19 protein-coding genes are annotated in these 18,101 nt (G+C 66.0%); 5 read left to right on the top strand and 14 right to left on the bottom strand.

Annotation, left to right across the window (positions count from 1 at the left end):
• Positions 1 to 46 precede the first annotated feature (46 nt).
• The 3 genes from minE to minC are packed head-to-tail and all read right to left on the bottom strand — an operon-like array spanning position 47 to position 1,906.
• On the bottom strand, positions 47 to 310 hold the full coding sequence (gene minE / locus E3C22_RS14570) for a cell division topological specificity factor MinE (protein WP_134762771.1): 264 nt from the start codon (positions 308 to 310) through the stop codon (positions 47 to 49).
• Positions 307 to 1,122 carry a septum site-determining protein MinD gene (minD, locus tag E3C22_RS14575; RefSeq protein ID WP_134762772.1) on the bottom strand — a complete coding sequence of 272 codons (816 nt, stop codon included), beginning with the start codon at positions 1,120 to 1,122 and terminating at the stop codon, positions 307 to 309. The genes minE and minD overlap by 4 nt, the downstream gene beginning before the upstream one ends.
• A gap of 34 nt (positions 1,123 to 1,156) precedes the next feature.
• Positions 1,157 to 1,906 (bottom strand): septum site-determining protein MinC, encoded by a 750-nt coding sequence (minC, locus tag E3C22_RS14580; RefSeq protein ID WP_134763020.1) that lies wholly within the window; start codon positions 1,904 to 1,906, stop codon positions 1,157 to 1,159.
• Between the two features lie 192 nt (positions 1,907 to 2,098).
• On the opposite strand from minC, the gene E3C22_RS14585 reads away from it, so the two are divergent.
• Positions 2,099 to 3,016 carry an aminotransferase class IV gene (locus tag E3C22_RS14585; protein ID WP_134762773.1) on the top strand — a complete coding sequence of 306 codons (918 nt, stop codon included), beginning with the start codon at positions 2,099 to 2,101 and terminating at the stop codon, positions 3,014 to 3,016.
• Positions 3,017 to 3,074: 58 nt separating this feature from the next.
• Here the strand turns inward: E3C22_RS14585 and E3C22_RS14590 are convergent, their stop codons facing one another.
• The 6 genes from E3C22_RS14590 to petA form a co-directional block, all read right to left on the bottom strand.
• Positions 3,075 to 4,070, bottom strand: a complete 996-nt coding sequence (locus tag E3C22_RS14590; protein WP_134762774.1) for an Ldh family oxidoreductase — start codon at positions 4,068 to 4,070, stop codon at positions 3,075 to 3,077.
• A 67-nt stretch (positions 4,071 to 4,137) separates the two neighbouring features.
• Positions 4,138 to 4,677, bottom strand: coding sequence for an adenine phosphoribosyltransferase (locus E3C22_RS14595; RefSeq protein WP_134762775.1), 540 nt, complete (start codon positions 4,675 to 4,677; stop codon positions 4,138 to 4,140).
• A 12-nt stretch (positions 4,678 to 4,689) separates the two neighbouring features.
• The gene (gene hmuQ, locus E3C22_RS14600) at positions 4,690 to 5,010 is read right to left on the bottom strand and encodes a heme-degrading protein HmuQ (protein ID WP_134762776.1); all 321 of its coding nucleotides are present in this window, start codon (positions 5,008 to 5,010) and stop codon (positions 4,690 to 4,692) included.
• 198 nt (positions 5,011 to 5,208) lie between these two features.
• Positions 5,209 to 6,144 (bottom strand): cytochrome c1, encoded by a 936-nt coding sequence (locus tag E3C22_RS14605; RefSeq protein ID WP_134762777.1) that lies wholly within the window; start codon positions 6,142 to 6,144, stop codon positions 5,209 to 5,211.
• Positions 6,145 to 6,169: 25 nt separating this feature from the next.
• Entirely contained in the window at positions 6,170 to 7,465 is a 1,296-nt protein-coding gene (locus E3C22_RS14610) for a cytochrome b (RefSeq protein ID WP_134762778.1), read from the bottom strand.
• 19 nt (positions 7,466 to 7,484) lie between these two features.
• Complete coding sequence (petA, locus tag E3C22_RS14615) at positions 7,485 to 8,045, bottom strand: ubiquinol-cytochrome c reductase iron-sulfur subunit (protein ID WP_134762779.1); 561 nt, start codon at positions 8,043 to 8,045, stop codon at positions 7,485 to 7,487.
• 468 nt (positions 8,046 to 8,513) lie between these two features.
• Between petA and E3C22_RS14620 the strand changes: the two genes are divergently transcribed.
• Positions 8,514 to 8,861 (top strand): response regulator, encoded by a 348-nt coding sequence (locus tag E3C22_RS14620; RefSeq protein ID WP_134762780.1) that lies wholly within the window; start codon positions 8,514 to 8,516, stop codon positions 8,859 to 8,861.
• Between the two features lie 88 nt (positions 8,862 to 8,949).
• Here E3C22_RS14620 and betA read toward each other — a convergent pair whose 3' ends face one another.
• Positions 8,950 to 10,638, bottom strand: a complete 1,689-nt coding sequence (gene betA, locus E3C22_RS14625; protein ID WP_134762781.1) for a choline dehydrogenase — start codon at positions 10,636 to 10,638, stop codon at positions 8,950 to 8,952.
• The gene (betI, locus tag E3C22_RS14630) at positions 10,635 to 11,237 is read right to left on the bottom strand and encodes a choline-binding transcriptional repressor BetI (protein WP_134762782.1); all 603 of its coding nucleotides are present in this window, start codon (positions 11,235 to 11,237) and stop codon (positions 10,635 to 10,637) included. The genes betA and betI overlap by 4 nt, the downstream gene beginning before the upstream one ends.
• Before the next feature lie 227 nt (positions 11,238 to 11,464).
• Between betI and E3C22_RS14635 the strand changes: the two genes are divergently transcribed.
• Together E3C22_RS14635 and E3C22_RS14640 are read left to right on the top strand one after the other, a co-directional pair.
• Positions 11,465 to 13,063 carry a bifunctional metallophosphatase/5'-nucleotidase gene (locus E3C22_RS14635; RefSeq protein WP_134762783.1) on the top strand — a complete coding sequence of 533 codons (1,599 nt, stop codon included), beginning with the start codon at positions 11,465 to 11,467 and terminating at the stop codon, positions 13,061 to 13,063.
• A 192-nt stretch (positions 13,064 to 13,255) separates the two neighbouring features.
• A complete protein-coding gene (locus E3C22_RS14640; RefSeq protein WP_134762784.1) occupies positions 13,256 to 14,338 on the top strand; it encodes a glycosyltransferase family 2 protein in 1,083 nt (360 codons plus the stop codon).
• A 114-nt stretch (positions 14,339 to 14,452) separates the two neighbouring features.
• On the opposite strand, the gene E3C22_RS14645 is transcribed toward E3C22_RS14640, so the two are convergent.
• Entirely contained in the window at positions 14,453 to 15,016 is a 564-nt protein-coding gene (locus E3C22_RS14645; RefSeq protein WP_167591779.1) for a dTDP-4-dehydrorhamnose 3,5-epimerase family protein, read from the bottom strand.
• A 199-nt stretch (positions 15,017 to 15,215) separates the two neighbouring features.
• Here E3C22_RS14645 and E3C22_RS14650 point away from each other — a divergent pair, with 199 nt between their 5' ends.
• Positions 15,216 to 15,809, top strand: a complete 594-nt coding sequence (locus E3C22_RS14650; protein WP_425364981.1) for a DUF2585 domain-containing protein — start codon at positions 15,216 to 15,218, stop codon at positions 15,807 to 15,809.
• 79 nt (positions 15,810 to 15,888) lie between these two features.
• Here the strand turns inward: E3C22_RS14650 and E3C22_RS14655 are convergent, their stop codons facing one another.
• Together E3C22_RS14655 and E3C22_RS14660 are read right to left on the bottom strand one after the other, a co-directional pair.
• Positions 15,889 to 17,508 carry an alanine/glycine:cation symporter family protein gene (locus E3C22_RS14655; protein ID WP_134762787.1) on the bottom strand — a complete coding sequence of 540 codons (1,620 nt, stop codon included), beginning with the start codon at positions 17,506 to 17,508 and terminating at the stop codon, positions 15,889 to 15,891.
• 65 nt (positions 17,509 to 17,573) lie between these two features.
• On the bottom strand, positions 17,574 to 18,005 hold the full coding sequence (locus tag E3C22_RS14660) for a universal stress protein (RefSeq protein WP_134762788.1): 432 nt from the start codon (positions 18,003 to 18,005) through the stop codon (positions 17,574 to 17,576).
• Positions 18,006 to 18,101: the final 96 nt, after the last annotated feature.

Genomic DNA, 18,101 nt, shown 5'->3' on the forward strand with positions numbered 1-18,101 from the left:
CCCTTTCGGCATTACGCCGGGAGGGCGGCCATGCGGCGGGCGCCGGTCAGGCGGCCCGCATGCTCGCCGTTACCGGGATCTCGATATCGACCTCGAGGGTCGAGACATGCTCGCCCCGCTCCATGGTGACGCTCACCTTGTCGCCGTCGAGCTGGACGTGCTTGGCGATGACCGCGAGAATCTCCTCGCGCAGCAGGCCGACGAGATCGGCATGGCCGACCGTCGCCCGTTCGTGGGCGAGCAGGACCTGCAGGCGCTCGCGCGCCGTCGGCGCGGAGCTGCGCTTGTTCAGAAAGCTGAAGAGGCTCATGCAGCCCTCCGACCGAACAGCTTGTTCATGAAGCCGCGGCGCTCGCCGGGGATGGTCATCGGCACCTGCTCGCCGGCGAGCCGGCGGGCGGCGTCGCGATAGGCGAGCGCCGGGGCGCAGGCGGCGTCGTTGAGGGTGACCGGGGCGCCGAGATTGGAGGCGCGCAGCACGTCCATCGATTCCGGGATGATGCCGAGCAGCGGGATCGACAGGATTTCCAGGACGTCGTCGACCTTCAGCATGTCGCCGCGCTCGGCGCGGTTCGGGTCGTAGCGGGTGAGCAGGAGGTGCTTTTCCATCCGCTCGCCGTTCTCGGCCTTCTTGGTCTTGGCGTCGAGGAGGCCGATGATGCGGTCGGAATCGCGTACCGACGAGACTTCCGGATTGGTCACGACGACGGCGGTGTCGGCATGGCGCATGGCGAGGGTGGCGCCCCGCTCGATGCCGGCCGGGGAATCGCAGATGATCCAGTCGAAGCTCTTGCGCAGCTCGTCGATCACCATCTCGACGCCCTCGGCGGTGAGATTGTCCTTATCGCGGGTCTGCGAGGCCGGCAGCAGATGCAGCGTCTCGAGGCGCTTGTCGCGGATCAGCGCCTGGTTCAGCTTGGCATCGCCCTGCACGACGTTGATCAGGTCGTAGACCACCCGGCGCTCGGCGCCCATGACGAGGTCGAGGTTGCGAAGACCGACGTCGAAGTCGACGACCACGGTCTTCTCGCCGCGCTGGGCAAGGGCCGCACCGAGGGCGGCGGTCGAGGTCGTCTTGCCGACGCCTCCCTTGCCCGATGTCACCACGATCACTTTCGCCATGTCATTCTCCTGCTATTGCCCGGCCGTCATGGCCTCAGGCCAGCTTCTCAGCCTTGATGGTGTCGCCTTCGAGCCAGACCACGACGGGCTGGCCGCGATGATTGGGGTCCATGTCGTCGGGCATCTTGTAGAGCCCGTCGATCGCCAGCAGCTCGGCTTCCAGCTTGCGGCAGAAGATCCGCGCCGATGCGTTGCCGACCGAGCCGGCGAGCGCCCGGCCGCGCAGCGTGCCGTAGATGTGGATGGAGCCGCCGGCGACGATCTCGGCGCCGGAGGCGACCGAGCCGAGGATGGTGACGTCGCCTTCCGGGAAGATGATCGACTGGCCGGAGCGGACCGGCTCGGTGATGACGATGGAGGAGGCCTGGCGCTGCGGCTCGACGCGCGGCTCGGGCTTCTTCTCCTGGGCGGGAGCGGCGGCGGCGGCCTCGGCGGTCGGTGCCGGGTTCGGCTCTGGCTCGATGTCGCCGGCCGGCCGGCCGCCCTTCATCAGCGGCGGCATGTTGGCGCCGATCAGCGATCCCCTGGCCCCTTCGAGGCCCATGACGCGCACGCCGCGCTCGCCGAGTTCGCCGAGCAGTTCCTTCAGATCGGCCTGGGTGATGTCGAGGCCCTCGAGGTCGAGGACGATCGGACGGCCGAGAAAGAAGCCAGTCGAACGGGCGGCGAGATCGTCGAGACGTTCGAGCCAGTTCGTGAAGGGCAGTTCCGGCGACAGCACCAGCGCCAGGAAGGAGCGTCCCTTCAGGCGGATCGGGCGGGTATCGGTCAGCGTCTTGGCGATCGTCTTGGTCATGGGTCCGGGAAAATGGCCTTCGGGGCGAATGATCTGGTTAACGAGAATTAACCAGCGGAGTTTGCGCCGGGCTGACTCGCGGCGGCGGCAACGCCTGCGCCAGCGTCCCGCGGACACGCTTTGCCGAGGGCGCGCGCATGTGCGAGACCAGCGGAACGAGCTCCAAGCGAAGGACGACCCATGGCCTCCACATCCAGCGCCCAATCCTATGACGGCGATCCGAAGAACGACGCGGCGCTGGTCTATCTCAACGGCGAGTTCGTCCACCGCGACAAGGCGTCGGTCTCGGTCTTCGACGCCGGTTTCGTACTCGGCGACGGCATCTGGGAGGGCTTGCGCCTCGTCAACGGCAAGCTCCTCTCGCTCGACCTCCATCTCGACCGGCTGTTCGAAGGGGCGAAGGCGATCAGCCTCGACATCGGCCTTGGCCGGCAGGAGATCACCGACGCGATCCTCGCCACCTGCGAGACCAACGGCTTTACCACCGACACCCATATCCGGCTGATGATCTCGCGGGGGCGGAAGACGACGCCGAACCAGGATCCGCGCTTCATGGCCTCGGGCGCGACGATCGTCATCGTCGCGGAGATCAAGCGGCCGCGCGCACAGTTCGCCGAGACTGGCCTGACGCTGTTCACCTCGACCTTCCGCTGCTCGACGCCGGACGTCTTCGACCTGCATCTGAATTCCCACAGCCGGCTGAACCTCATCCAGGCGCTGATCCAGGCGATCGCCGCCGGCGCCGACGAGGCGCTGATGCTCGACCATCGCGGCTATGTCGCAAGCTGCAACTCGACCAACTTCTTCATCGTCAGGAAGGGCGAGCTGTGGACCTCGCCGGGCCTCTACAGCTTCAACGGCATCACCCGCAGCCACGTCTCGCGGCTCTATGGCGAGCAGATCGGCCCGTCGATGCAGAAGGACTTCACCCTCGCCCAGGCCTATTCCGCGGACGAGGCCTTCGTCACCGGCACGCTCGGCGGCATCACGCCGGTGACCAGGATCGACGGCCATCCGATCGGCGACGGAACCGTCGGGCCGAAGACCCGGGAAGCTGCCCGCGCCTACTGGGATTGGGTGCGCGAAACCTGCGCCTGAGAATGCCCCCGGCCGCCGACGGAAGGGCCAGTCTCGAGCAGGCGGATGAGACCGATGCTCAGACCGCCGCGATGGCGGCCATGACGTCGTCTTCGACGGCGAGGCCCGTTTCGGCCGCCAGGCGTCGCGCCTCGATGCCCCTGCGGCCGGGAACCCGGGTGCCGGGATCGGCGGCGATCTCCCGGGCAAGGCCGGCAAGCCGCCGCAAGGTGCCCGGGCCACCGATCGCCACCGGGTCGATGGCGACGACGAACTGGCCGAGCCCCGGCGGATCGCCGACGTCGTCGAAGAGGGACGAGGCCTCATAGGCGAAGTTCGCGCCGGTCAGCCCCGCCGCCAGCACCTCGACCATCAGGGCAAGAGCCGCGCCCTTGGCGTCGCCCGCCGGCACCATCGTCCCGGCCATGGCGGCGTCGGGATCGGTGGTCGGATTACCGTCCCGGTCGAGCGCCCAGCCTTCCGGGAGCGGTACGCCCTTCTGCCTTGCCGCCATCACCTTGCCGCGGGCGATCTTCGACAGCGACAGGTCGATCACCAGCGGGTCGGCGCCCTCCAAAGGCGCGGCGAAGGCGATCGGGTTGGTGCCGAAGAGCGGCCGCGTGCCGCCCCATGCGGCCATCGCGCCGGGCGCATTCGCCACCATCAGGGCGACGAGACCCTCCTGCGCGAAACGTTCGACGGTTAGTGCGAGGACGCCGGCGTGATGCGAGCGGCGGACCGCTGCGCAGGCGATGCCCGTCTCGCAGGCAAGGGCCGGCAGCTGCCCGGCGACGAGGTCGAAGGCCGGAAAGGCAAAGCCATGCGCCGCATCGACGGCGAGCACGCCGGGCCTGACGCGCTCCGTCGTCGGCGCCGCGAAACCGTCGACCTTGCCGGCCTTGGCCTGGGCGGCATAGGCGGCGACCCGCCTGAGGCCGTGGCCGCCCTGCCCGGCCGCTTCCGCGGCGACCAGCGCCCGGGCGACGGAGGCGGCCTGAGCCGGGCCGGTGCCCGCCCGCTGCATCGCCTCGGCGACGAGCCGCTCGGCGGCCTCGATGGAAAGCCTCGTCGTCACGCCTGAAACTCCGGAAAACTTGGTAAAGAAGCCGGCCCCGCCTGCGCGCCCGGGGACGGGCCGCGGCTCAATGGCCGTCGAAGGTGACCAGCGTCTTCACCGAAACGCCCATCTCTTCCAGCCGCCTGCGGCCGCCGAGTTCCGGCAGATCGATGACGAAGCAGGCGCCGACGATCTCGGCTCCGAGCTCGCGCAGCAGCTTCACCGCCGCCTCGGCGGTGCCGCCGGTGGCGATCAGGTCGTCGGTGAGGAGCACGCGGCTGCCCGGCACCACCGCGTCGCGATGGACCTCCATCTCGTCGACGCCGTATTCGAGGCTGTAGGCGACGCGGATCGTCTCGAGCGGCAGCTTGCCCTTCTTGCGGATCGGCACGAAGCCGGCGGACAGTTGATGGGACATCGCGCCGCCGAGGATGAAGCCCCGTGCCTCGATCCCCGCCACCAGCGCGACGCCGTCGTCCGTATAGGGGGCGACCATCGCGTCCACCGCCGCGCGGAAGGCTTCCGGGCTGGCGAGCAGCGTGGTGATGTCGCGGAACATGATCCCGGGCTTGGGATAGTCCGGAATGGTCCGGATCGCAGCCGCGAAGTCGGTCGTCTCAGACATGATGGGCGCCCTTCACGTGTCCTTGCCGATCGTCTGGATGACCGTGAAGCCCTCGAAGTTCGGGTGGCCGTCATAGAGCGGCCGGGTGCCGCCGGCGCCGCCATGGGCGGCGCGGAACGCCTCCGAGCGCGTCCAGGCGACGAAAGCGTCCTCGCTCTCCCAGACGGTGTGGGAGGAATAGAGCCGATGCCCCTCGCCTTCCGGCCCCTTCAGCATGTGGAACTCGACGAAGCCCGGCACCTCCTTGAGCCTGGAATCGCGCTTCAGCCACATCGCCTCGAATTCCTCCTCGGCGCCGGGGAGCACGCGGAAACGGTTCATCGCAATGAACATGGAAAATCCTCTCTCGCATTCGGCCGGCGATCCGGGCCGGCCGCACCGTCGAGCGGTTTTCCGCCGTCGCCCGGCCGATTGCAAGCGGGGCGACGCAATTCCCGGCGATACGACCGGAGCCAGGCGGCCGACCGCAGACGAAAACGGGGAGCCGCATGGCTCCCCGGATCACTTTGGTGTCGTCTGAGGTTCGGGCCGTCAGTGCGGCGTGCCGGCCCAGACCCTGCGCTTCACCACGAAGAGCAGACCGGCGAAGACGACGAGGAAGATCATCACCACGAAGCCGGTCGCCTTGCGCTCGGCAAGATGCGGCTCGGCCGCCCACATCATGAAGGCCGCGACGTCGCGGGCATACTGGTCCACCGTCTGCGGCGCGCCGTCGGGATATTCCACCTGGTCGTCGGAGAGCGGCGGCGGCATCGCCAGCGCCGGGCCGGAGATGAAGTAGGGATTGTAGTAGGTGCCTTCCTGGATCAGGCTCTCCACCTGCGGCGACGGCTCCTGGCCGTAGCCGGTGAGCAGCGCGTGGATGTAGTTCGGGCCGCCCTCCTGATACTGCGAGAACAGGTCGAACAGGAAGGTCGGGAAGCCGCGCTCCACGGCGCGCGCCTTGGCGAGCAGCGAGAAGTCCGGCGGCGCGGCGCCGTTGTTGGCAGCTGCGGCGGCCTCGTGGTTCGGGAAGGGCGACGGGAAGTAGTCGGACGGAATGCCCGGCCGGTCGAACATCTCGCCGTCGCCGTTCGGGCCGTCCTGCACGGTGTATTCGCCGGCGAAGGCCTTTACCTGGGCCTCGTTGTAGCCGAGGGCCTCAAGGTTGCGGAAAGCGACGAGCCGCATGCCGTGGCAGGCCGAGCAGACCTCCTTATAGACCTTCAGCCCGCGCTGCAGCTGGCCGACGTCCCAGTGCCCGAACGGGCCGGCGAAGGACCAGGAGAGGGTCTCCGGCTCCTTCAGCGGATAATGCGGCGTCTCGGCGTGGCCCTCCTCGGCCGCCTCGGCGCTGGCATCTTCTCCGGCAGCCGCCTGTTCGGAGGCCGAGTTTTCCGTCGGTCCCTGGCCGTCCTGGGCAAAGGCGAGGCTTGCCGGGGCGAAAGCGAGCCCCATGGCCAAAAGAGCCGGCAGGATTTTCTTCATCGGTCTGTCCCCCACGCTCGTTCCATCAGCCTTTGGTTTCCGGCGCCGCGGCGGCGCCCACCGGCGTGCCGCTGCCACCGTGCTTCGCCAGCACCGATTCGGAGATCGAGCCCGGCAGCCGCGCCGGCGTCTCGACGAGACCGAGCACCGGAAGGACGAAGAGGAAGTGGCCGAAATAATAGATCGTCCCGGCGAGCGCGAGCGCCGGATAGATGCCCTCCGCGGGCCGCGAACCGAGCCAGCCGAGGAAGATGCAGTCGGCGACGAGGATCCAGAAGAAGATCTTGTAGACCGGCCGGAACGCCGTCGACCTGATCCGCGACGTGTCGAGCCACGGCACGAAGAACAGGACGAGGATCGAGCCGAACATGACGAGCACGCCGCCGAGCTTGGAATCGATCGGGCCGATATTGAAGGTGATCGCCCGCAGCATCGCGTAGAACGGCAGGAAGTACCATTCCGGCACGATGTGCGACGGCGTCTTCAGCGGGTTCGCCTCGATGTAGTTGTCGGCATGGCCGAGATAATTCGGCAGGTAGAACACCATGTAGGCAAAGAGGATCAGGAAGATCGCCATGGCGAAGCTGTCCTTGATCGTCGCATGCGGGGTGAACGGCACGGTGTCCTTCGACGACTTCACCTCGACGCCCGTCGGATTGGTCTGGCCGGTCACATGCAGCGCCCAGACATGCAGGATGACGACCCCCGCGATCATGAAGGGCAGCAGGTAGTGCAGCGAGAAGAAGCGGTTGAGCGTCGCGTTGTCGACGGCAAAACCGCCGAGCAGCAGCTGCTGGATCGGATCGCCGATCAGCGGGAAGGCGGTGAAGAAGCCGGTGATCACCGTGGCGCCCCAGAAGGACATCTGACCCCAGGGCAGCACGTAGCCCATGAAGGCCGTCGCCATCATCAGAAGGAAGATGATCACGCCGAGAATCCACAGCACCTCGCGCGGCGCCTTGTAGGAGCCGTAATAAAGGCCCCGGAAGATGTGGACATAGACGGCGATGAAGAAGAACGACGCGCCGTTGGCGTGCATGTATCGCAGCATCCAGCCCCAGTTGACGTCGCGCATGATCTTCTCGACGGAATCGAACGCGATCGCCGAATTCGCCGCATAGTGCATGGCGAGCACGACGCCTGTGAGGATCTGCACCACCAGGAAGATCGCGAGGATGCCGCCGAAGGTATAGGCGTAGTTCAGATTGCGCGGCACCGGATAGGCGACGAAGGAATCGTACATCAGCCGGGGCAGCGGCAGCCGCGCGTCCAGCCACTGCATGATTCCCCTGGAGGGCACGTAGGAAGAATGACCACTCATGGTTTTCGCTGCCCCCCGGTCAGCCGATGCGAATGTTCGTGTCGGTGGTGAATTCGAACGGCGGGATCGCCATGTTCTCCGGCGCCGGCCCCTGCCGGATGCGCCCTGCGGTGTCGTAGGCCGAGCCATGGCACGGGCAGAACCAGCCATCATAGGGGCCGGACTGGCCGAGCGGAATGCAGCCGAGATGGGTGCAGACGCCGATCATCACCAGCCACTGTTCCTTGCCTTCGGCGGCGCGGTTGGCGTCCGTCGCCTCCGCATCGGACGGCAGGTTGGCGTTGCGGGCGACGGGATCCTTCAGGCTGCCGAGATCGACGGCCTTGGCCTCTTCGACCTCCTTGGCGGTGCGCTGGCGGATGAACACCGGCTTGCCGCGCCATTTGGCGGTGATCGACTGGCCCTCGGCGACCTGGCTGATGTCGACGTCGATCTCGGCCAGGGCCAGCGTCGCGGCGTCCGGGTTCATCTGGTCGATGAACGGCCAGGCGACGGCTGCGACGCCGACAGCACCGACGGCGCCAGTGGCAATGTAGAGGAAATCCCGGCGATTGGGTTCGGCGGTATCGTGCACGCTCACGGTCGCTGCAACTCCCTTGAAGCAGAGCCGGAGCTTCCGGCCGGCCATATGTCGTTTTCAACCTTGTCGCGACATGTAAATGGCCAGCTAACGTACACCCACGCCCCCCGCCGCGATGATTGCAGTGGTTCTAAGCGGTAACCTTGGCCCTTGTCCAGTGCCGAGCCGGCAGCCATGGCAACGTGTCGCTGCAGCGCAACCCGATGCCCTGTTCGCCAGCGGAAAGCGGACCTGCGACGGGCGCCGAATTACCCTTGCCTACGGCGCAACCGGCAACTGCAGGGGCAAGGCCGCCGCGAAACCCGCCGCGGCCGCTGCACCACCACAAGGCGCCCGCTTCGGCCGCCGCAGCGTAAGGCCGCGCAGTCACGATCGCCGGCATTTGATCTGAACTTGTCCGATTCTTCGTCGCCTTCGGCAACCAAAACCCCTGCTCGGCCATTTCGTAGCCGAGGAAGGGCAAAACCGATGAATATCTTGATTCTGGAAGACGAACCGATCATCGCCGTCGATCTCGAAGAGATCGTTCTCGGGCGTGTGGAGGGCAATGTCGTCGTGGCGGGAACGCTGTCCGACGGCCTCCGCTACGTCCTCGAACATCGCGACGGCATCGAATTCGCGCTGCTCGACCTGCAACTCGGACGCGACGGCGCGACCTCGATCCCGGTTGCAAGGCTGTTGATGGAGGCGAAGGTGCCGTTCTGCTTCGTCTCCGCAACGACCGAAAGCATCCCGGGCGAAATGCAGGCGATCCCGCAGGTGAAAAAACCCTTCGCCCCGGAAGAGATCGAAGCCGTCCTGCCGCTCGCGGCCTGACCGAAGAGAGTTCTGCGCCCCAGCCTGCGGCCCGTCCGATTCGGCGAGCCGCAGGCCGCATGTAATCGAGCGACGATTACGGCGGCGGTTACCGCTGCTTCGTCTGCCAGTCAGGGTTGATCCAGGGCTTCAGCTCTGGCTCGCCAGCCAGCATCCCTTCCCCCAGAATGTGATCCGCCGCCTTCTCGCCGACCATGATCGACGGCCCGTTGAGATTGCCGTTGGTGATGCGCGGGAAGATCGACGAATCGGCCAGCCGCAGATTGTCGACGCCGATCACCCGGCATTCCGGATCGACCACCGCCTGCGGATCGTCCGCCGCGCCGATCCGCGCCGTGCCGCAGGGATGGTAGGCGCTTTCCGCATGTTCGGCGACGAAGCGGTCGAGATCCTCGTCGGTGGTCGCCCCTGCTCCCGGCTGGATTTCCGGGCCGCGATACGGGTCGAAGGCCTGCTGCGCGTAGATCTCGCGGGTCAGCCGGATCGCCTTGCGGAACTCAGTCCAATCGTCAGGATGGGACATGTAGTTGAAACGGATCGACGGCGCTGCGGTCGGGTCGGCGCTCTTCAGCCGCACCTCGCCGCGCGATTTCGACCGCATCGGCCCGACATGCGACTGGTAGCCGTGGCCGGGGGCCGCGGCCTTGCCGTCGTAGCGGATCGCGCCCGGCAGGAAGTGATACTGGATGTCGGGATATTCGATGCCGGCGTCGGAGCGGATGAAGGCAGCCGCCTCGAAATGGTTGGTGGCCCCGTAGCCGGTGTGCAGCATCATCCATTCGAGACCGACGCGACCCTTGGAGAACAGGTCGAGATAGCCGTTGAGGGTGATCGGCTGGACGCAGGTCTCCTGGATATAGAGTTCCAGATGGTCCTGCAGGTTGCGGCCGACGCCGGCGCGGGGCGCAACGACGTCGATGCCGTGGCGAGAGAGCTCGGCCGGGTCGCCGACGCCGGAATGCATCAGCAGGACTGGCGAATTGATCGAGCCGGCGGCAAGAATCACCTCGCGCCGTGCCTTGACCACCCCGGAGACGCGCTTGCCGGAGCCGAGCACGACGCCGGTCGCACGGCTCGTCCGCCTGTCGATCTCCACCTTCAGCGCCTGACCATAGACGAGCTTGCAGTTGTCCCGCTTCAGGGCGTCGCGCAGATAGGCATTGGCGGCAGACCAGCGCCGCCCCTGCCAGATCGTCTGCTGCATCGGGCCGAAGCCCTCCTGCTGGTGGCCATTGTAGTCGTCGGTGACCGGATAGCCGGCCTGGCGCCCCGCCTCGACGAAGACGTCGTAGAGCGGGTTCTTCATGTCGCCGTTCTTGACGTGGAGCGGCCCATCGGTCCCGCGCCATTCAGGATCGACGCCCCGACCGGCGCCGCCGTGGAAGTTCTCCATCCGCTTGAAATAGGGAAGCACGTCGGCATAGGCCCAGCCGGACGCGCCGCTCGCCGCCCAGTGCTCGTAGTCGAGGGCATGGCCGCGGACATAGACCATGCCGTTGATCGAGGAGGAGCCGCCGATGACCCGGCCGCGCGGCGTCACCAGCCTTCGGCCGGCCAGCGTCTTCTCGGCCTCGGCGACATAGCCCCAGTCGTAGCGGCGCATGTTCATCGGAAAGGACAGCGCGCCCGGCATCTGGATGAACGGCCCGGCATCGGTGCCGCCGGCCTCGATCACCACCACCTGGTAGCGGCCGCCTTCCGACAGGCGATAGGCCATGGCCGAGCCGGCCGAGCCGGAGCCGACGATGACATAGTCGGCTTCGTCGATGGTCTTCATGAATTGAGCTCCGCGTCGATGTAGCGCTCGACCATGTCGGCCGCGCTTTTGGGGTCGGGCTGGATGAGGGGGGTCAGGGCCTGGCGCAGCCAGACGCCGTCGATCATCGCCCCGGCGGCAGCCGCGATCCGGCTTGCCCTCGGCATGCCGACGAGCGGCTTGAGGGCCGAGACGAGATTGGTCTCGAGCCGGCGGAAATAGATCCGCAGGAGCCGGGCCGCCTCGCCCGAGCGCCGGGCGTAGAGATAGAAGGCGAGCCAGGCGGAGATCGTCTCCTGGCTGAACTGGCTCGGCGCGAAACTGCCGGAAATCACTGCGCCGATCCTGCCGCGCGGGCTTTCCGCCGCCGCGAGCCGGCGGGCGACCTCCTGCCGGTACTGCCTCAGCAGACGCCGCATGGCCGCGATCATCAGGTCGTCCTTGGTGCCGAAATAATGGTGGATCAGCGCCGGCGAAATGCCGGCCCGGCCGGCGATCTCGGCCACCGTGACGTCGAGCGATCCCGCCTCGTCGATCGCCGCAATGGTCGCGGCGATGGCGGCTTCGCGCCGCGCCGCCTCGACGGAGCGGCGGCCGGTCTGGCGTCCGGGATCGGTCATGCCGCAACGATAACAGCATTGATTGATCAGTCAATCAATGCTGCGGGAAATGCCGGCCACCGACCTTGGGACGGTGCTCCGCGGACCCAGTCGCGGCGACCGGGCGGTGTCTATCCAACTGTCGTCCAACCGACCTATGATCGGGTCAGCGATTGCCCGCGGCCGAACTCGCCCGGCAAGAACCACGTCATCGCGCCGTCGGCGGCGCCGAGGGGAAAGGACTGGCCATGAAGCATCGTCTGGTTTCGGCAGCAGCAGCGGCGATCCTCGCCCTCGGTGCCCATGCGGCCCATGCCGACTACAAGCTGACCATCCTCCACACCAACGACTTCCACAGCCGGATCGAGCCGATCAACAAATACGATTCGACCTGCGATCAGGACGACCTTGCCGCGGCGAAGTGCTTCGGCGGATCGGCGCGGCTCCTGACAGCGATCCGCGCGGCGCGCCAGACCGCCGACAATCCGATCCTCGTCGACGGCGGCGACCAGTTCCAGGGCACGCTGTTCTACACGACCTACAAGGGCAAGGCGGCGGCCGAGATGATGAACGCCATCGGCTACGAGGCGATGACCGTCGGCAACCACGAATTCGACGACGGGCCCGAGGTTCTGACCGCCTTCATCAAGGCGGTCGACTTTCCAGTGCTTCTCGCCAATGCCGACGTTTCGCAGGAACCGGGCCTTGCCGGCGTCGTGAAGCGATCGGTGGTCATCGAGAAGAAGGGCGAGAAGATCGGCCTTCTCGGCGTTTCGCCGGCCGACACCGACGAGCTTTCGAGCCCCGGCAAGAAGATCCGCTTCTCCGATCCTGTCGAGGCGCTGACCCGCGAGGTGAAGGCACTGACCGACACGGGCGTCGACAAGATCATCCTCCTCAGCCATTCCGGCTACAGCGTCGACAAGCGGATCGCCGCCGAGGTGCCGGGCATCGACGTCATCGTCGGCGGCCACAGCCACTCGCTTCTCTCCAATATCGACGCCAAGGCAGAGGGCCCCTATCCGACCATGGTGAAGGGGCCGGACGGCCACGACGTGCCAATCGTCCAGGCCTATGCCTATGGCAAGTATCTCGGCGAACTCGAAGTGACGTTCGACGAGAAGGGCGTCGTCACTGCCGCGTCCGGCCAGCCGCTGATCATGGACGGCGAGATCGCCGAGGATTCGACGCTGAAGCAGCGTGTGGCGGAACTCGCCAAGCCGCTCGAGGCCATCCGCAAGGAGGTGGTCGCCGAAACGGCCTCGCCGATCGACGGCAGCAAGACCTGCCGGATCGCAGAATGCCCGATGGGCGATCTCGTCGCCGACGCGATGCTCCAGCGGGTGAAGGATCAGGGCATAACCATCGCGATCACCAATGGCGGCGGCCTCAGGGCCTCGATCGACGCAGGCAAGGTGACGATGGGCGAGGTGCTGACGGTGCTGCCGTTTCAGAACACGCTTTCGACCTTCAGGCTCAAGGGCTCGGACGTGAAGGCGGCGCTGGAAAACGGCGTCTCGAAGGTCGAGGAAGGCGCCGGGCGTTTTCCCCAGGTGGCGGGACTGAAATTTGCCTGGAAGCCGGCCGCAGCGCCGGGCAGCCGGATCGCCGAGGTGATGGTCAAAGAGAACGGCAAGTTCGTGCCGCTCGATCCGGACAAGGTCTATGGCGTCGTCTCGAACAACTACATGCGCTCGGGCGGCGACGGCTACGCGGTGTTCGAGGAAAAGGCGAGCGAGGCCTACGACTTCGGCCCGGCGCTCGACGAGGTGGTGGCGAATTATCTCGCCGGCAGAGACGGCCCCTACGAGCCCTTTACCGACGGGCGCATCACCTCGGCGAACTGACCCCGCGCGCGGCCAATCGCGAAGGCTTTGCACTCGAACCGAAAGCCTGCCGGGGGTACCGGCTGCCGATTGCGATACCCGCTTCACGGTCCGGCGCGGCGCCTTCGCGGATGGTCACGGCGGTGGCGTGCGTGGTGACCGCGAGGAAACGCTCTGATAGGTCTCGCTGCCTTTGCAGCTTGCGGATGAACCATGGCTCGCACTCTCATCATCTGCCCGACCCACGACCATGCAGACGCGCTGCTGATGTCGATCGGCAGCGTTCGCGCCCAGCATGACACCGATTGGCGTATGGTGGTGATCTGCGACGGTTCGCCGGACCGCACGACCGAAATCCTCGAGCATTTCGCGCAACAGGACCCGCGGATCACCTACGTGCGGCACGATAAGGGGGAGCGCTTCGGCGAAGCCTATCGCGACCCCGTCATCCGCGAGGCTTCGGAGGCGTTCGTCTGCCATCTGAGCGACGACGATATCTGGACGGCAGGTCATCTCGGCAACATGACGGCCATGCTTGAACAGGCCGACTTTGCCGTCCAGTCGCCCCTGCTTCTGGATCACTCGGGCGCGGCCTCGTGGTTCGTCTGCAATCATGGCACGCGGCGGAAACGCCATATTCCTCCAAGCGGTCTCAACAACGTCGCCTATCGCCGCGACGCCTATCTGCGGCTGGAAAAAGGCTGGATGCCGGCGCCACCCAAAGCACCGTCCGATGTCTATATGTGGAACAAGTTCCTTGCCCGCGACGACGTCAGCGTCGCCTGCAGCGCCCGTCCGAGCGTGTTGAAACTGCCGAGCAGCGCCGAGCGGCGCGGCTTCAGCGCAACCTTCCGGGCGGCGGAACTCGCCCCCTGGCTTGCCCGGGTCAACGCTCCGGGCGTCTTCGAGGCCGTCTTGAAGAGCGCCAGCGTCATGGAACTCGTCTCGCGGAGCCTGCCGGTCCACAAGGCGCAACTCGCCGTCTCGTTCAAGGCCGCCATGCGGCGATGCGGGATGCTGATCGTCGATGAAAAAGCTCCGGGCAACATCGCTGTCGACGGCGCACCGATGGAGATTCCGATGACCCGCGACCAGCGGGCAGAGGCGGAACTGGCTTTCCTGGCGGTGAAAGCCGGCGCGCCGGAGGCGCAGGATAGTGACAGGAGGGCCTTCGCCGACGCCGCCATGGACCGTCCGGCCACGGCGAGGAGAATTTCACACGCGATCGGCAACGTCGCACAGAATATGAGCCGACGGGTCAAGGAGCAACTCGCCGCGCTCGAGGCGCAGGCTTGAGCCATCGGCTGCTAACAACCGCCCATGCCCGAGAGATGAATTCGGCCGAAGCCGCGCTCCCATCACCTCTGTCGGCTGCGCATCTGAGGATCGACGGCGACGCCTGTACGAATATCAGGCGTGCAGCCCAACGGCGAAAACCGGATGGTCCGGATAGAGTTCTTTCAACGTCGGCAGCAGGGCATCCTTCTCCGAAAGGATCGGCTCCGCCGTCGGCCATTCGACCCCGAGAAACGGATCCGACCAGAGAACGCCGCCACGGTTGTTCGGGTCGAACTCCTCCGACACGTCGTTGAGATAGTCGACCTCCGTGAAACAGTAGAAGGCGTTGCTGAGCCCCTTCTGCAGGAAGACGCGGTGACGATGGTGCGGCGGATCGCCGAGGAGAAAGCGCGCTGTTTTACCGAAGGTCGGGCTGTCCGGGCGGGTATCGGCGACCACGCAGAGCGCCATGCCGCGGCTCACATAGACGAATTTGTCCCATGGCTCGGTATGAAACCCCCGCAGGACTCCGGGCTTTGATCGCGAGTGGTTGCCCTGGCTGAAACGATGTGGCCGTCCAAGCACGGCCCCGATCGGGCTCTGGCGGTAGGTTTCGAGAAACCAACCGCGAGTGTCCTCGAAGATGGCCGTCTCCAGTAGCAGACATCCTTCAATCGCCGTCTCGATGACTCTCAAACGACCACTCCCACGGTTCGAGTGCGCGACAGTTACCAGCGCTACTCTGGCCCGGCAGGCCGCCCAATTCAACGATGCAACGGCATGAAAATTATCTTAGGCGCGAATGGATGGTCCGGACTTTGCAAGCGGCTTGAAGCCGGATATTCGGCGCCGATGGGCCGGCCCCGGCGGGCCGTCATGTCGTTCGGAGTCTTCCTTGAGGCAGACCAACTTGAGCCAGACCACCGCCGCAACGCGCCGCCTGCGCTACGGCCTTTTCGCCATCGCCATCGTCGCTGTCACCGCGGCGATCCTCTTCGCCATGGGGCGCAATCCGATCTGTCCCTGCGGGACGGTCAAGCTCTGGTGGGGCGTGGTCAACAGCCCGGAGAATTCCCAGCACCTGTCGGACTGGTATTCCGCCTCGCACCTCATCCACGGCTTCCTGTTCTTCGGTATCGCCTGGCTGGTGTTCCGACGCTGGAGCTTCGGAGCCCGCCTCGTCGCCGCGCTCCTCGTCGAATGCGCCTGGGAGATCGTCGAAAACACCCCCGCGGTTATCCAGCACTATCGCGAGACGACGATCTCCCTCGACTATGCCGGCGATTCCATCATCAACTCGCTGTCGGATGTCGGCTTCATGGCGCTCGGCTTCTATCTCGCCAGCCGCCTGCCGGTCTGGGTGACCGTGATCGTCGCGATCGCCCTCGAACTCTTCGTCGGCTCTGTCATCCGCGACAATCTCACCCTCAATGTGCTGATGCTGCTCTGGCCGATCGAGGCGGTGAAGACGTGGCAGGCGGCTGCCTGAGCTACGACGTGAAAGAAGCGCCACGCCTGCCCGGCATGGCGCTTCCGTTGTTTGCGACCCCGGATCTCCTGCCAGACGGTCAGGCCGCCGAACCGGAAACCGCCGCGGACTTGGGGTATTTCGGGATCTCGCCGCCCTTCAGCTTGGCCATGTAGGTGGTCATCTCCCGCTTCACGATCGGCATCAGGAAATAGAGGCCGATGATGTTGAAGATGCCCATGGCGAAGAGCGAGGCGTCGGAGAAGTCGAGCACCGCGCCGAGGCTGACCGCCGCGCCGAGGACGACGAACAAGCAGAACAGCAGCTTGTAGATCAGCTCCGAGGTGTAGTTGTCGCCGAAGAGGAAGCACCAGGCCTTCACGCCGTAATAGGACCAGGAGATCATCGTCGAGAAGGCGAAGAGGACCACGGCGAGCGCGAGGACATAGGGGAACCAGGTGATCCTCGTGCCGAAGGCCGCCGAGGTCAGCTCGACACCGCTGAGATTGTTGGCCGTGGCGATCTGCCCGGCCGCCTCGTCCCAGACATAGAGCCCGGTCGCAGGATCCTGCTGCAGCACGCCGGAGATGGTGATCACGAGGGCGGTCGCGGTGCAGATGATCACCGTGTCGATGAACGGCTCCAGCATCGAGACGAAGCCTTCCGTCACCGGATGCTTGGTCTGCACCGCCGAATGGGCGATGGCGGCCGAGCCGATGCCGGCTTCGTTGGAGAAGGTGGCACGCCTCAGGCCCTGGATCAGCGCGCCGATCAGGCCGCCGGCAACGCCGAGGCCGGTGAAGGCGCCCTCGAAGATTTCCGCGAAGGCCGCACCGATCTGGTCGAAATTGGCGATGATGACGATGAGGGCGGCAACGAGGTAGAGAATGCCCATGAAGGGCACCAGCTTCTCGGTCACCCGGGCGATCGACTTGATGCCGCCGACGATGACGAGGAAGACGACGACGGCCATCACCAGCCCGGTGATCCAGCCGCGATCGGCGAGGAAGCTGGCGTCGCCGCCGGTGATGACGACGAGCTGGGAATGGGCCTGATTGGCCTGGAACATGTTGCCGCCGCCCCACGAGGCAAGCACCGCGAAGATCGCGAAGCAGGCGGCGAGGAACTTGCCGAAGGCCGAATGGCCGATTTCCGCCATGCCCTTCTTCAGATAGTGCATCGGCCCGCCCGAGACGCGGCCGTCTTCATATTCGGTGCGATACTTCACGCCGAGGGTGCATTCGGTGAATTTCGAGGCCATGCCGAGAAGGCCTGAAAGGATCATCCAGAAGGTTGCACCCGGCCCGCCGACCGACACCGCCACGGCGACGCCGGCGATGTTGCCGAGCCCGACCGTGCCCGAGACCGCCGTCGCCAGCGCCTGGAAATGGGTGACCTCCCCGGCCGCATCCGGCGAGGTGTAGTGGCCGCGCACCAGCTGGATCGCATGCGGCACCATGCGAAACTGCACGAAACCGAAATAGACGGTGAAGATCGCCGCGGCGGTGATCAGCCAGAGCACGATCCAGGGCAGATCGATCCCGGGGATCTCGGCGAAGATGAAGTCGACGAAGGGCTTCGTCACCGGCCCGACGACGCCGCTGACCATCGCATCGACCGAGGCCGTGTTGCTCTGATCTTCGGCCTCCTGCGCCAGCGCCGGCGCTGCGGAGAGAAGAATGAGGACCGAAGGCAGGAGGGAGCGGCCGGGCAAGCGCATGGCAGGATTCCTCAAGGATGATCGAAACGAAAAATCTGCAGGCATGAGGCGGGCAACGTGTCTCGTCATGGGACGATCACGGTCGGGATCGGCGCTGCCTGGGCGAGCCCGATGGTGACGCTGCCGAAGATCTTGTTTTCGAGCCCCGACTTGCCGGAGCGACCGACGAAGATCTGGCAGGCGTTCTTCTCCTTGGCGACGTCCAGAACGACCGGCGCGGGAGAGCCGAAACGGATCTCGCCCTCCACATCAAGGCCGGTGGCCTTCAGCTCGGCGACGATCGGATCGACGAGGACGGACTTGGCCCTGTCGAGCTCCTGGCGGCGGCGCATCTTGCGCTCCTCGAGCTCTTCGGGCGTCAGGAAACTATAGGGTGACCACAAGAGAACGTGGACGAGACAGAGGCTTGCGCCGTTCGCCCTGGCCCGGGTCGCCGCGTAATCCACGGGGCCCCGGTCTATGCCGTCATAGGCGACGATGAAGATTTCGCTTGCCATGCATCCACCTGTCACATTGGAGCCGAAGCCGCTGAAAAACCATCAATATAATTTACGGTAGCGTCAATTTTTTTGATGGCAACCAGAATGGGCAGA

The sequence above is a fragment of the Jiella endophytica genome (genome assembly GCF_004519335.1).
Lineage (GTDB): Bacteria > Pseudomonadota > Alphaproteobacteria > Rhizobiales > Rhizobiaceae > Jiella > Jiella endophytica.